The sequence below is a fragment of the uncultured Campylobacter sp. genome (assembly GCF_938030785.1).
In the GTDB taxonomy this organism is placed as follows: domain Bacteria; phylum Campylobacterota; class Campylobacteria; order Campylobacterales; family Campylobacteraceae; genus Campylobacter_B.
Genome location: NZ_CALHIK010000112.1, coordinates 1 through 12822, shown reverse-complemented (window position 1 = coordinate 12822; position 12822 = coordinate 1). Strand labels below are relative to the sequence as shown.

Genomic DNA, 12822 nt, shown 5'->3' with positions numbered 1-12822 from the left:
CGCTCGCTGCGGAATTCTGCGAAATTGCGAAATTTGAAATTCCTTGAAGTTGCAAAATTCCGCGAGGCTGCCGTTTGAAATTCGCCTTTCAAAGCATAAGGCTAAGCAGCAGCAAAAATCCGATGAAGCTTAGGGCGTTGCCGAAGGAGCCGCCGATGTGATCGCCGAGCCGCGTCAACACGAGCGCGCCGCCTAGACGCAGACCGAGTTGTAGCGCCACGCTCGCGATAAAATCTATCACGCGCCGAAGCCCGCTGCGCGTATCGCCGAGCTCGCTGCTGCGGCTTTGGTTCCACAGTCCGCTTACGCGGTAGTCCTTGTAGCGGGTGCGGAGAATATCGCCGTTTTGCAGCTCGAAGCTCTGCGGGGCGTCCTTCGCCTTGGCGGGTGGCGCGGCTTCGGCAGAGCTGGCGGAATTTATAGAATTTGCTACGCTAGTAGAATTTACAGAGCTTGCGGAATTCGCTGATTTCGTAAAATTCTTAACGTTCGTAGAATTTACGGAATTTTCTGCGTCTAAATTTTTAAATTTCGTGCAATTCTCGCCGTCCGCAAGCTCCGCTAAATTTTGATCCGAACGTAGCGCACCGGAGACGATCTGCAGCTTGCTATCGCCCGATAAATATACCCCGTCCAGCGCGAAGCCAAAATAATAAACGTCGCCGCTTTGCAGCACGCGCACGCCGCTGGCGTAGCCGCTCGCTTCGCCGCTTCGCTTGGGCTCTTTGGAGTGCGCGAGAGCCGCAAATATGCGTCCGAACTTCGCGGCGCGCCAGTCTCTTCGCATAAACTTGAAGCTGCAATACGCAAAAGGCGCGAGGACGGGTAGGGCTATCGCCACCGCAGGATCGTTCTTTTCAAAAATAAAGATTATACAGTAGATGCTCATCGCGGTCAGTGCTACGCCGAAGGCTGCGAATATCGCGGCGAGTGCCGTGATACCGGCGTCCTTCCAGCGCTGCGCGCCTAGGCTTAGATTGACAAAGTCTAGCGGAGATGCGGCGGAGTTTGCCGAAGCGCCGCGCTCCTCGCGGGTAGAATTTAAAGATAGGGAGCCACTTAAGTCTTTACGGATCAAACCCAAAGCGGCGGAATTTATACCGCTGCGATCTTTGTCCGATAAATCAGATGCTGCAGAATTTTGGCGCGAACTTGCCGCCGTATCGTTATATGCGTCGCGGTTTAAATTTGCGGCGGTGGAATTTCCGTTACTTGAAACTTCGCAGTTAGGGCGTTCTGCGGAATTTTCGCCGCTTAAATCGGCACTGCTTGAAGCCTCGCGATCGGAATTTAAGCCCCTCAAAGCTCCGCGGCCGGAATTTGAGCTTGAAGCCTCATATATCACCGCCAGCTCGTCGCCCTAGCGTATCGGCAGATAAAGTCCGTCGCGCTTTAAGTCCAAAATTCCCGCAAAGCGCAAGCGCTCCAGCGTAAAGCTAAATTTCGCTATGTCTGCAGCCGCGGGCTGTAGCTTCAAATCCCTAGCCGTGCCGCGAGCAAGCTTGATACGTCGCGGCGAAAGAAATTTAGCAAAGCCCATGCGCGCCTTTCAGATCTCGCAAAATTCCGCTCCTCCTATTTCGCGGCGGATTTTTTGCGGATCTGGATATTGATGAGCTCCACCAGTAGCGAAAACGCCATCGAGAAGTAGATATAGCCCTTAGGTATGTGAAAGCCCAGCCCATCGGCGATCAGCGAGACGCCCACTAGGATCAAAAAAGCAAGCGCTAAAATTTTGATCGTCGGGTTTGCGTCCACGAAGCGCGCGATCGCGCCGCTAGCGAGCATCATCACGCCCACGGCGATGACGACTGCGAGGATCATCACGGGCAGGTGCTGCGCCATGCCCACGGCGGTGATGACGCTGTCGAGCGAAAAGATGATATCCAAAACTGCGATCTGCACGAGAGTGCCGCCGAAGCTTGCCTTGCCGCCGCTAGCGCTATGCTCGTGCGCCTCGCCGGTGGCGCTGGAGTGGATCTCGAGCGTGGATTTGACGAGCAGAAACAATCCGCCGCCGATTAGCACGAGATCGCGGCCGCTAAAATCGCGCGCAAGCACGCTAAATAGCGGTTTGGTTAGCCCCATGATCCAGCTTAGGCTAAGAAGCAGCAAAATGCGCGTGATCATCGCAAGCGCAAGTCCGATTATACGGGCACGCCCGCGCTGCGCCTCGGGCAGGCGGCCGCATAAAATCGCGATAAAGATGATATTGTCGATGCCAAGCACGATCTCAAGTCCCGTGAGCGTCGCCAGGCTGATCCATGCCTCGGGTGAGGCGATCCATTCAAACATCGGTTTCCTTTGGGTAAAAATTTAAGCCGTGATAATAGCGAAAGTTTGGTTAAAATTTCTAAATTTTACCGCCTTTGCGCGCGAAACAGCGCGGGGAATTTCGTAGATTAAGAGCGTAGAATTTTGGCAGCGAAATTTTAAAATTTAAGCTCTAAATTTACCCGTTTTTAAGCAGGGGGGGGTAGCATTATTTTCAAAATTTATCTCAAAGGAGCGAAGATGAAATATGTACTAGGCGCCGCGCTGGCGGCATTGATTTTAACAGGATGCGGTGAGGATGAGGTAGGGCTCGTAAAAAACTACACTCTACCCGATTTTAAGTCGATGAGTATCGGCACGGCGATCGAGGGCTCGAAAATCTGCAAAAATATCACGTGGAGCAAAGAGGAAAACGGCGGATTAAAGACGGTCAAAATGGTCTGCGATGTGGATGTAGAACCTATAAATGTAAAAATGAAAGAAAGTAAAGTAGAGCGTTTCAAATCATCTAAACAAGAAACGATAAACACATATTTAGATGGTGTTATGGCTCTTTACGAAAGTAAGGCTTATGATATGCAAGGTCTGCTTAAGTTGGCAAATGAACATTGCAAACTTAGTGAAGCAAAATTTCAAGAAGTCCTCAAAACTAAAGGTAAAATAGAATACTATGATGAAAACGGGTTAGTAGATTGCGACGATAAATTAAAAGAGGAATTACGAAAAGAAAATAGCAATAAAAGCGATACAACTATTGACTATATTATAGGAAATCTAAAAAGAACTGTTTATTACTCGCAGATAACATTAGACCAATATGATGCAAGTCTTGGGCTTAAAAAATCAGAGAATGACGCACCGTCGCAGGCTACGGTCGAGCTAAATTTCATCGTAAATGCCGACAAGAGCGTAAGTCTGTCCGATAAATTTAAACTTACCGCAGACGGAAAAGAGGATACCGATAGTAAAATGAAGCCACAAAATATTCTTGCGGGCTTCTACGAAAGGCAATAAGCACCTCATCTCGCGGCTAAATTTGATGAAATTTTAAAAATTTAGCCGCCATTCTTATAACAAAATTTCATTCAAAATTTTACGTGGATTTTAAATTTAAAGCGCGATGCCTTCTCGTCGTTAAGGCTAAATTTAAATTTAAGCTTTATTGGGGCGTGCGGACTGAATTTGCGCTGCGCGGAATTTTAAATTTTATTCAGCATACTGCGCGGCGCGGATAAGCGAGCGAGCCGAGTTTGCGGTTTTAGATAAAATTCCTGCAAGCAGCGCAGGAGTAGGCTATAGCCGAGAGCGCAGGCTGCGAGCTATTAAAATTATTGCTAGATAGGCAAAAAGTGGATTTCGCCTGGCAAAAACTAGCGAATATCGTATCGGCTGAAATCGGCGGTTTTTCCTCGCTGATAAAGCAAGCTTGCTGCTGCGTTAATCAAACAGCGAGGGTTGCAGCGATTTGATCTTGTAGCTTGCACGGTGAAACGGCGTGAGTCCGTACCGCTCGATCGCCGCGATGTGCGCGCACGAGCCGTAGCCTTTGTTTTGCGCGAAGCCATATTGCGGATAGCGCTGCGCGAGCTCATGCATCGTGCGGTCGCGCGTGACCTTGGCAAGGATGCTCGCCGCGCTTACTTCGGCGATTTGCGCGTCGGCCTTTACGAGCGTCTGAAGCCCGCGTACGCCGAAGGTTGCGTTGCCGTCGTAGATGATCTGTCCGCTAAAACCCATAAAATACGCGAGAATCTGCTCAAGCGCCGATCTTAGACATGCGCTGAGTCCGATCTCATCGACCTGTGCGCTTGAAATTTCGACGATTTTGTAGCGCGAGTTTTTGATAATCTGGGCGTAGAGCTCCTCGCGGTGCTTTTCGCTTAGTTTTTTACTATCGGCAAGTCCTGCGATCTCGCGCTGCAACACACAGCCCGCGACGCAAAGCGGACCCGCAAGACAGCCGCGCCCCGCCTCGTCGATGCCGCAAATCTGCCCGCTCACTGCGCGTCCTTTCGCACGACGGGCGCGGCTCCGCTTAGCAGGTCGTGTAAATTTAATCTATCTTTGCGAAAAAAGCAGATCAAAAGCCCGATGACGCTAAAGCCTGCAAATACGAAGCATCCAAAGCGAGCTAGTGCCCTAAAAAAGCTTACTTTGCGTCCGCTGCGAATGTCGATGAGATAAAGCCCAGCGAGCTTGTAGCCCGGCGTCTGGGCGCTGCGGGCGTAAAATGCCGCGCAAATCGCGCCGTACGCGAGCCAGATAAGCGCGATCGCGGCTTGGTTACGCCACAGAGCTTCCTTTGAGCCCAAGATGAGATAGGTAACGCCGTAGAATAGGGGCATCGCGATGATGAAAAGATCGACGATGAAGGCCTTTACGCGCAGAAAGATCGGTGAAATTTTAGCTTTTTGTTTTGCCATTTTGCTCCGTTTTGGATTAAATTTTAAAATTCCGTCGCGCTAAAGCCGAAGGGTAAAATTTAATCTCGTTGTGGTTTGTTAGCGGCAATCGGCGCCTAGTTTCCGCGACTGCCGGGCTTGATCGCCTTGCTTCCTGCGGCACAAAGCGGGCAGGTCGCGGGCTCGTAAATTTCAAACTCGAAATTGCCTAGCGCAAAAAACGGCTTATCCGCAGGCAGCTTGGCACCCTTTTTCGCGTTACTGTCCGCTAAATTTGCGACCTTGCAAAATCCGCGATTGGCAAGCGCGGCAAAGCCCACGACCTCGCCGCCGAGGTTTTCGATGAGCCTCGCGCTCTCAAGCGCCGAGCCGCCCGTCGTGATGATATCGTCGCAGACGATAAATCTCTCGCCCTTATGCACTTCAAAGCCGCGGCGCAGGCTCATCACGCGATCTACGCGCTCGGTAAAGATGAAACGCTTTTTTGCTGCGCGAGCTAGCTCGTAGCCCGCTAAAATTCCGCCCAGCGCGGGCGAACAGACGCTATCAAACTCCACGCCCGCTTTTTCGATGATAGCGGCGAGTTCGTCTGCGAGCTGTCCCGCGAGCTGCGGATCCTCAAGTACTTTGGCGCTTTGCAGATAGAATTCCGAGTGGTTGCCGCTTGAAAGCAGAAAATGCCCCTGCAGATACGCGCCCGCACCCCTGTAAATTTGCTCTAAATCCATCCTTTTCCTTTCTAAATTTGGCGGAATTTTATCTCAACCGCGCTTAAGAGACTATTTTTCTAAAACGATTGCGCCGTCGAAGCTTCTTGCTTCATAGCCGCTCTCGCTGAAGTTTACGCTAAGGCGCTCGAAAATGATGAGACGACCTCCGCTTCCTACCTGCAAAATACGCGGTGCGAGCTTTTGCACGAAGTCCTGCGTTTGCTCGGTATCCGGATCCGCTCCCGCTTCTTGCAGCGCGCGCCTAAGATGCGCGTTCACATCTATCTGCTCGTCAAATCCGTCCGCCGTAATGCGGCATTTGGCGCTACAGTAAACCTTACCGTCCAAGGCGATCATACTTTTATATTTTGAAATATCAAATCGCGTTACGTTTAAATTTAGCCAAAAGTTTTTGCTATAAAATTTTGAATAGCTCGAGTAGACCTGATCGTCCAAAAGCTGCGGGATAGGCTTAAACTCGCCGCCGCTTCTTCTGATAGTGCCCGCGAGGTCGCGTAGCTTGCTAAGGCTGTCTTGGTCGATCTTGCGGAGTTGAGTTTTAAAATTTTGCGGCGTTATACCTAGCTCGCTAACGAGCGCATTAAAGCGCGGAAGTTGCGAGTATAGCGTGATTTGCTTCGTATCGATGACAAAGAATAGCACGATCAGAGCAGATACGAACAAAACGGCAACCGTGCGGTATGAAAATAGAATTTTGCTCAGCCTCATCGCATAAATGACGCTCGCAAGCGCGGCTAGTCCGCAAAGATATATTCGCTCCGGCGTGAGGCCGTATTCGCCGACGCGCTCTGCGATACCAAGCCACAAAAGCGCGATCGGCGCTACGGCAAGAAGTGCGAAAAAGCGGTAAAATTTCTCCCATCTGCGATGTAGCGACGCCAAAAAGAGCGCCTGCAAGATAAAGCCGCAGGCGAGGTAGTTAAGCACGATGTAGGCCACTCCGCCGCGCGGCAGACCGCTAAATAGCGCGATGCGCACGATATAGGCGTAAAGGATGATCGTATAAAGCGCGAGTGCGGGCGTGAGCAAAAAATATAAAATTTTTTCTAAAAATTGGGCGTTTACGGCTTTCGGCTCATCCTCATTCGCCATAAAAATCCACGAGCTAAGCGCAAAGAAGCAGATTGTGTAAAATTTTTCCTCCGGCGGCCATGGAAACCCGAATAGATACTCAAGTCCGTTAAAAACCAGCACGCAAACGAGCAGAAACACAAGTGCGACGATCGCAGCTAGGGCTAAATTTAGGAGTTTTCGCAGCGCGGCGCGGACGAAGTTTTCATTCTCTTTCAAAAAGCCGTCGCTAAGTAGCAGCACGAAGGCTACTACGAATAAAACTAAAGACTGCGTGCCGTTTGGGTCGTATAAAACCAGCGCAAGCGTACCTACAATCGGGATCAGTGCGGCTGCGGCATAGGCTAGCTTCGCGCGGCGGCAAAGATAGATCGCGATCAAAAATAGAGGCAGATGGAGGTAAATTTCGTGCGAGGTCGTCTCGTTGCTATAGCCCTCTAAAATATAGTTCGGCGAAACGGCGTAAAGTAGGGAAAAAGCGATGATGACGCAGGATTCGATCTTGTGCGCTTTAAAGGTGCGCTTAAAAGAATGGAGCATCTGCACGATGAGAGCTCGGCGCGGCTCGGAGTCCCGGGGCGTGCTGCGCGGGAAGAGTAAATTTATGAAATTAAAGTGCAAATGCGCTCCTTCGGTGATTTGCGGTAAAGCTTGGCGGGCCCCAAGGACTGGAGCCGAAGCGGAGCAGACGCAGCCCCGCTCATATAAAACGCCGAATCCTTCGTGAGCGAAACGGCGCGGCTAAAGGATAAAATTTTAGAAATTTAGACCTTCAAAAGCTCGGCTTCTTTGGCCTTGACTGCGTCGTCGATCTTGCTTGAGTAAGAGTCAGTGATCTTTTGCACCTCGTCGTAGCCCTTTTTAGCGTCGTCTTCGGAGATCGCTTTGTCTTTTTCGAGCTTTTTAATCTCGTCGTTGGCGTCTTTGCGAACGTTGCGGATGCCGATTTTGGCCTTCTCGCCCATCGCTTTAGCTTTTTTGGCGTTTTCTTGGCGTTGCTCGACCGTCATCGGCGGGAAAAAGAGCTTCACGCTCTCGCCGTCGTTAGTCGGATTGACGCCGATATTTGCCGCTGCGATCGCGCTTTCGATCGTCTTTAGCATCGGTTTTTCCCACGGCGTGATTGAAATCGTTACCGCATCGGTCGAAAGGACGGTCGCGACCTGATTTAGCGGAGTTTGCGAGCCGTAATAATCCACGAAAATATGATCTAGGATCGCCACGCTCACCTTGCCGGTACGTAGCGTCGTAAAGTCCTTTTTCAAAGCCTCGATAGCTCGATCGCCGTTTGCTCTTTGCTCTTTGTAGATAGCTTCTAGCATTCAAATCCTTTAAATAAAATTTGCGAAATTATAGCGTTAAAAAAATAAGAATAGCATTTAAAAGCGCGGATTTTGCGCTTTTAAATTTTAAAATTTAGAGTTTATTTGGTTGTGTTTTGATCTGCGGAAGCGGCGCTCGCATTGGTATCGCTTGCGGCGCTTGATGCTTGCGATTCGGTAGGTGCGGCAGTATCGGTCGCAGGAGCTACGGGCGCTTCGATCTTCGGAGCTGTTGAATTTGCCTCGCTACTATTTACTGGACTCGCTTCGGTGCTTGTTGGAGCGAAATTAGACTTTGCGCCGGAATTAGGAATGGACGGCACGCCCGGAACGGCGTTTGGCACGGATTTAGTAGCATTTGCTTCGATCTTTACGCGATCTACGACGGAGGTCTTGGCGTCTTGTTGATAGAAATATGCAAGCACGAGCGTATTTATCACGAATAAAATTCCCATAAATGCCGTAAATTTAGCTAAAAATCCCGCCGGACCCTTTGCTCCGAATAAGCTTTCGTTGCTTCCGCTGTATGCGCCAAGTCCTATGGATGAGCTTTTTTGTAATAAGACCGAAACGGTGATGATGACGGCAAAAACGACCTGCAAAACCAAAAATAACGTAGTCACTATAAAACCTTTTGAAAAAATTGAATTCGCGATTATAATAAAAGATTTATAAATTTTAAGTTAAGAGTGCACCGCACGAAGCGGTGCATAGAATTTAGTCTCTGCTTGCGCCGAAAATTCTTAGCAGCGCAAGGAAGAGATTGTAGATGTTTAGATACATACTCACGGCGGCCATTATAGGTGAGGCATAGGTGCCGTTTATGATATTTTTAGTATCGTAGATGATATACATCGAAAAGACTAAAGCCGAAAACGCCGCAATCGCTAGATCAAGCATAGAGCTTCTGAAAAAGAAATAGTTCAAAAGGCTTAGACCGATAATGGCTATAAGCGATATAAATAGCGGCTTGCCCCACGAATCGAAGCGGGTTTTGGTGTTCATCGCATAAACGGTAAGCGCGCCGAAAACCACTGCAGTAGTTACGAAAGCCTGCGTCACTACGCTGCCTGCGCCTGCTGCGATATATATAGCGATCAGTTTGCCTATAGTAAGACCGGTGATAAAGGTAAATGCAAAAAGCAAAACTAGCGCGATCGTGTTGGCGCCGCGATTTACGGCTGCTTGCATACCAAATATCAGTCCCATCAAAACTATTAGATATACGATCGGATTAAGAGCTAGGCTAATGCCGAAATTCATCGCCACGAAAGCTCCCGCAGTAGCGGCGACCATAGAGGCGGTCAAAAGCGCATAGGTTTCCTTGATGTTCTTAGATATCCGTCCTTGATCCAGCGACGCGTCAGATACTTCGTATCCGTCCGCATAATTTCGTCTGTCATATAGACTCATGTTTGTCTCCTTCTTATGGTTTATGAGCGGGGAGTTTAGCGAAAGTTTGGTAAATATATAATTAAAAATTTCCGAAATTCTATCTATTTATGAAAGTGATATATAATTTCCGACTTTTTTAAGGAGAAAGTATGCCTAGCCAGTTAATAAGCGGAGCTATTAAATTTATGGAAGAAAATTTCGCCGAGCACGCCGAGCTTTTCGGCACTCTCGCGAACAAACAAAAACCCCATACCCTTTTTATCGGATGCTCCGACTCGCGAGTGGTACCGAGCCTGATTACTTCGACGCTTCCGGGCGAGCTTTTCGTCGTGCGAAATATCGCAAATGTCGTGCCGCCGTATCGCGTCAGCGAGGAGTACGTATCCACGACCGCGGCGATCGAATACGCGCTGTATTCGCTAAATATCAAAAATATCATCGTTTGCGGACACAGCAACTGCGGCGGCTGCGCGGCGCTGTTTTACGACGCTAAAAAACTTGAAAAAATCCCGAATGTGGTGCGCTGGCTAAATTTAATGCAGCCGGTGAAGGATCAAATTTTAAAAATTCCAAATTTAAACGCAGATAAGCGTGAATGGATCGCCGAACGGCTAAACATCATAAATTCCATGCAGAATTTACTTAGCTTTCCCGGGATTAAAGAAGCGTATGAAAGCGGCGAGGTTAAAATTTACGGCTGGCATTACGTCATCGAGACGGGCGAGCTGTTTAACTACGACGAAAAAGAGGCGCATTTTACCCTTTTGAACGAGGAAGCGGGGCTATGAAAAAATCGATAATCTGCTTTTTAGCAAGCTGCCTTTTATTTACGCTGGGTGCGGCGGAGGATTCAAATTTAACCAATTTCGTAGAGAGCAATTCGACCGCCGCGAGCGAAACAAATTCTACGGTCGAGCACAATAAAACCGAGATCAAAAAAGAGGTAACGAAAATCCTATCCGGCTCGCTGGGAAGCGAAGACGGCAACAAGAGCGAAGTGATAGATCTAATCGCGGAAAAGGTCGCTAAAACCGAGACTTCGCAGAAAAAAAGCGCAAGCGACGTGACGCTGATTTCGGTCGTGAACGAGATCAAAAAGTTAAATTTACAAAAAAACTCCCTGCTTGCAAGCGGCGATAAAAATGCGAGCAAAAACGAGCTGGACGCGATCGAGAGAAACAAAGCGAAGCTTTTCGATCGCCTGCCTTTTGCTATCACGCAGCAAGATATGGATATCGAAGCGGTGATGTCCTACGCTGAGAATAAAAAGAGCATCCAAAGCACGCTTAAAAGATACGCCAAAAGGCAAAATTCCGCCGAATATATCAACGCGAGCGCGGATCTTGAAAAGATGGAGATGTCGGAGATCTTTTATACTTCGCTTATGAAGATTGAAAATATGTTTGTAAACGGCGCCAATAGAAGCGAGCTGGAGAGCGAGCTAAGCGGTACGATATTAAATTTACAAACGAGGGATTTTTCCAAGCTTGCCGATCTGAAAAATAATCTAAGCAATCAAGGGCAGGTGGACGCCTTAGATGCCAAGATAAACGATTTGAAAAACGATAAGCAGACTTACGACGAGGTGCTTGAATATCTCGCGCGAAATAGCGATCTGCTCGCGACTAACGTAGTTTTTACGAGTCTAAATTTTAAATCGGTGATCGATTATATCAACGATAAAATTCCGTTTAAACTCAGCCACGTAAATTTCGGCAAGTTCATTCTAATCACGCTGATTACGCTGTTTTTCTACTCGCTTCGCAGATTGCTTGCTAACATCATCTATTTCGTATTTAAATTCTTTAATAAAAGCTTTTCTCTGGATAGCGAAACTCTAAAAACGCAAGTAGTAGGCATTATCAAGCGTCCGATGGGTATTTTGCTGATTGCTTATTCGGTCGATATCTGTCTTAGTATATTTTATTATCCGGCGCCTGTGCCGATAAAATTTGCAAATTTATTCTCGATCGTTTACGTGGTGCTTTGGGCATGGCTCGTAATCGAAATCATCGACGGCTACGGTATCGTCGTGCTCGGAAACATCACGAAAAAAGGCGTCAGAAAAGACATTATAAATTTGGTCGTTAAAATTTTATACGTCATCGTAGTCATCATCGCCGCGCTTTTGGTGCTAGAACGCCTTGGCTTTGATATCTCGGCGCTTATGGCGTCGCTTGGAATCGGCGGACTTGCGATCGCGTTTGCGACCAAGGACATTATCGCAAATTTCTTCTCCTCCGTGCTGCTGCTGTTTGATAACTCGTTTTCGCAAGGCGATTGGGTCGTATTGGGCGACGTGGAGGGAAACGTCGTCGAAACGGGCTTTAGAAAGACCACGATCAGAACCTTTGATAACGCTCTTGTTTTTGTGCCGAACTCCAACATAATGGCGCAAAATATTAAAAACTGGAACCGCAGAAAAGTAGGACGAATTTTAAAGCTTACCGTGGGCGTCGAATACGGTGCGAGCGCGGCTCAACTGCGAAAGTGCGTAAACGACATCAGAGAGATGTTAAAAGCGCACCCGGATATCGCGCAGTCTGCCGATACGGCGCTAAATTCTCGCGATTTTAGAATGAGATACAGGCAAAACATGGTCTCTATCGATGATTTGGCTGGCTATAAAAGCACGCTGTTCGTTGCGCTGGACGGCTTTGGGGATTCGTCCATTAATATTTTGGTTTACTGCTTTACAAAGACCGTGGTGTGGGCGAATTTCGTCCAAACAAAAGAAGATATTTTATTTAAAATAATGGAGATCGTGGAGCAAAACGGGCTATCGTTTGCCTTCCCGTCTCAGAGCGTTTATATTGAAAAATTTCCGAAAGTCGAGTATGATAACGACGCAAATTTAAATAAAAATGAGGAGGGCAAAGATGGCTGATTTCGATGATTTCGAAGATGAAGACTTCAATGAGGACGAGTACGAGGACGACGACTTGCTTAGCGGCGAGGAGAACTACGGCTACAACTACGACGAGGACGATTACAGCTACGACGACGAGGACGGATTCAACGATTATAACAATTTCGGCGACGAGGATTATTAGTGTTTAGATCCAGGGCGCTGCCTTTTGATCCGCGCACGAATAAAATCGCGAGCTTGCAGAGTTTGAAATTTCATCACGGCGGGCTTTGCGAGGACTACGTCTCCGCTCTAAATCGAGATATTGCGGACACGCCGATACAAAACGCGGATCTTTTTACGATCATCACGCAGTCGTTCAAGGATACGCGCGGCGAGGAGTGCGATTTTGCGCAAATTTTAAAGCTCTATCGGATCTGCCTAGGTTTTAGCCGTATTTTTAACAACGCCTCTGAAATTTACAACCACGATTTTTACTTCGACTGCATCGCGCAGCCAAGCGAGCCTAGCGGCGAGCTCGCGGACGCTTTAGCGCAGGCTTTCGGCGGGATGGAAAATTTTAAAAGCGAGTTTTTAAAGCGCGCGCTGGGGCTTTTTGGCAGCGGCTGGTGCTGGCTCGTGTGCGATGAGCGCGGTGCGAATTTAGAAATCATCGCGACGCAAAATGCGAACACGCCGATTGTGCATGGTAAAATTCCGCTTTTAGCCTGCGATCTTTGGGAGCACGCCTATTATGCCGATCATCAAAATGCGCGCAA

The 12822-nt window shown here is 48.4% G+C and carries 15 protein-coding genes; 5 read left to right on the top strand and 10 right to left on the bottom strand.

Features of this window, described 5'->3' with window-relative positions; all coding sequences use genetic code 11:
• Positions 1 to 88: 88 nt before the first annotated feature.
• Genes Q0438_RS06460 through Q0438_RS06450 form a run of 3 tightly spaced genes read right to left on the bottom strand, consistent with a single transcriptional unit; the run spans position 89 to position 2295 of the window.
• Entirely contained in the window at positions 89 to 1345 is a 1257-nt protein-coding gene (locus Q0438_RS06460; RefSeq protein ID WP_299188952.1) for a hypothetical protein, read from the bottom strand.
• 15 nt (positions 1346 to 1360) lie between these two features.
• A complete protein-coding gene (locus Q0438_RS06455; protein ID WP_299188942.1) occupies positions 1361 to 1540 on the bottom strand; it encodes a hypothetical protein in 180 nt (59 codons plus the stop codon).
• Between the two features lie 35 nt (positions 1541 to 1575).
• Complete coding sequence (locus Q0438_RS06450) at positions 1576 to 2295, bottom strand: TerC family protein (RefSeq protein WP_298097576.1); 720 nt, start codon at positions 2293 to 2295, stop codon at positions 1576 to 1578.
• Positions 2296 to 2514: 219 nt separating this feature from the next.
• Here Q0438_RS06450 and Q0438_RS06445 point away from each other — a divergent pair, with 219 nt between their 5' ends.
• The gene (locus Q0438_RS06445) at positions 2515 to 3288 is read left to right on the top strand and encodes a hypothetical protein (protein ID WP_299188940.1); all 774 of its coding nucleotides are present in this window, start codon (positions 2515 to 2517) and stop codon (positions 3286 to 3288) included.
• 423 nt (positions 3289 to 3711) lie between these two features.
• Here Q0438_RS06445 and Q0438_RS06440 read toward each other — a convergent pair whose 3' ends face one another.
• The 7 genes from Q0438_RS06440 to Q0438_RS06410 all read right to left on the bottom strand — a co-directional run bounded on the left by Q0438_RS06440 (position 3712) and on the right by Q0438_RS06410 (position 9213).
• Entirely contained in the window at positions 3712 to 4275 is a 564-nt protein-coding gene (locus tag Q0438_RS06440; protein ID WP_299188937.1) for a ribonuclease HII, read from the bottom strand.
• Positions 4272 to 4697, bottom strand: a complete 426-nt coding sequence (locus tag Q0438_RS06435) for an RDD family protein (protein WP_299188935.1) — start codon at positions 4695 to 4697, stop codon at positions 4272 to 4274. Before Q0438_RS06435 ends, Q0438_RS06440 begins: the two co-directional genes overlap by 4 nt.
• A gap of 95 nt (positions 4698 to 4792) precedes the next feature.
• Complete coding sequence (gene pyrE, locus Q0438_RS06430) at positions 4793 to 5404, bottom strand: orotate phosphoribosyltransferase (RefSeq protein ID WP_299188930.1); 612 nt, start codon at positions 5402 to 5404, stop codon at positions 4793 to 4795.
• A gap of 51 nt (positions 5405 to 5455) precedes the next feature.
• The gene (locus Q0438_RS06425) at positions 5456 to 7099 is read right to left on the bottom strand and encodes a DUF4153 domain-containing protein (protein WP_299188917.1); all 1644 of its coding nucleotides are present in this window, start codon (positions 7097 to 7099) and stop codon (positions 5456 to 5458) included.
• A 143-nt stretch (positions 7100 to 7242) separates the two neighbouring features.
• Positions 7243 to 7800 carry a ribosome recycling factor gene (gene frr / locus Q0438_RS06420; RefSeq protein ID WP_177389383.1) on the bottom strand — a complete coding sequence of 186 codons (558 nt, stop codon included), beginning with the start codon at positions 7798 to 7800 and terminating at the stop codon, positions 7243 to 7245.
• A gap of 101 nt (positions 7801 to 7901) precedes the next feature.
• Positions 7902 to 8423 (bottom strand): preprotein translocase subunit SecG, encoded by a 522-nt coding sequence (secG, locus tag Q0438_RS06415; protein ID WP_299188915.1) that lies wholly within the window; start codon positions 8421 to 8423, stop codon positions 7902 to 7904.
• 94 nt (positions 8424 to 8517) lie between these two features.
• Positions 8518 to 9213, bottom strand: a complete 696-nt coding sequence (locus Q0438_RS06410) for a Bax inhibitor-1/YccA family protein (protein WP_299188913.1) — start codon at positions 9211 to 9213, stop codon at positions 8518 to 8520.
• A 131-nt stretch (positions 9214 to 9344) separates the two neighbouring features.
• Here Q0438_RS06410 and Q0438_RS06405 point away from each other — a divergent pair, with 131 nt between their 5' ends.
• The 4 genes from Q0438_RS06405 to Q0438_RS06390 form a co-directional block, all read left to right on the top strand.
• On the top strand, positions 9345 to 9983 hold the full coding sequence (locus Q0438_RS06405) for a carbonic anhydrase (RefSeq protein ID WP_297915444.1): 639 nt from the start codon (positions 9345 to 9347) through the stop codon (positions 9981 to 9983).
• On the top strand, positions 9980 to 12082 hold the full coding sequence (locus tag Q0438_RS06400) for a mechanosensitive ion channel family protein (RefSeq protein ID WP_299188910.1): 2103 nt from the start codon (positions 9980 to 9982) through the stop codon (positions 12080 to 12082). The genes Q0438_RS06405 and Q0438_RS06400 overlap by 4 nt, the downstream gene beginning before the upstream one ends.
• On the top strand, positions 12075 to 12248 hold the full coding sequence (locus Q0438_RS06395) for a hypothetical protein (protein ID WP_299188908.1): 174 nt from the start codon (positions 12075 to 12077) through the stop codon (positions 12246 to 12248). The genes Q0438_RS06400 and Q0438_RS06395 overlap by 8 nt, the downstream gene beginning before the upstream one ends.
• Positions 12248 to 12822: superoxide dismutase (locus Q0438_RS06390; protein ID WP_299188897.1), on the top strand; the 575-nt coding region annotated here is incomplete at its 3' end. The genes Q0438_RS06395 and Q0438_RS06390, both read left to right, overlap by 1 nt.

Coding starts and splice junctions, on each gene's coding strand:
- Q0438_RS06405 (WP_297915444.1), top strand. CDS start 9,345: ATGCCTAGCCAGTTAATAAGCGGAGCTATTAAATTTATGGAAGAAAAT.
- Q0438_RS06400 (WP_299188910.1), top strand. CDS start 9,980: ATGAAAAAATCGATAATCTGCTTTTTAGCAAGCTGCCTTTTATTTACG.
- Q0438_RS06435 (WP_299188935.1), bottom strand. CDS start 4,697: ATGGCAAAACAAAAAGCTAAAATTTCACCGATCTTTCTGCGCGTAAAG.
- Q0438_RS06445 (WP_299188940.1), top strand. CDS start 2,515: ATGAAATATGTACTAGGCGCCGCGCTGGCGGCATTGATTTTAACAGGA.
- Q0438_RS06450 (WP_298097576.1), bottom strand. CDS start 2,295: ATGTTTGAATGGATCGCCTCACCCGAGGCATGGATCAGCCTGGCGACG.
- pyrE (WP_299188930.1), bottom strand. CDS start 5,404: ATGGATTTAGAGCAAATTTACAGGGGTGCGGGCGCGTATCTGCAGGGG.
- Q0438_RS06410 (WP_299188913.1), bottom strand. CDS start 9,213: ATGAGTCTATATGACAGACGAAATTATGCGGACGGATACGAAGTATCT.
- frr (WP_177389383.1), bottom strand. CDS start 7,800: ATGCTAGAAGCTATCTACAAAGAGCAAAGAGCAAACGGCGATCGAGCT.
- Q0438_RS06455 (WP_299188942.1), bottom strand. CDS start 1,540: ATGGGCTTTGCTAAATTTCTTTCGCCGCGACGTATCAAGCTTGCTCGC.
- Q0438_RS06395 (WP_299188908.1), top strand. CDS start 12,075: ATGGCTGATTTCGATGATTTCGAAGATGAAGACTTCAATGAGGACGAG.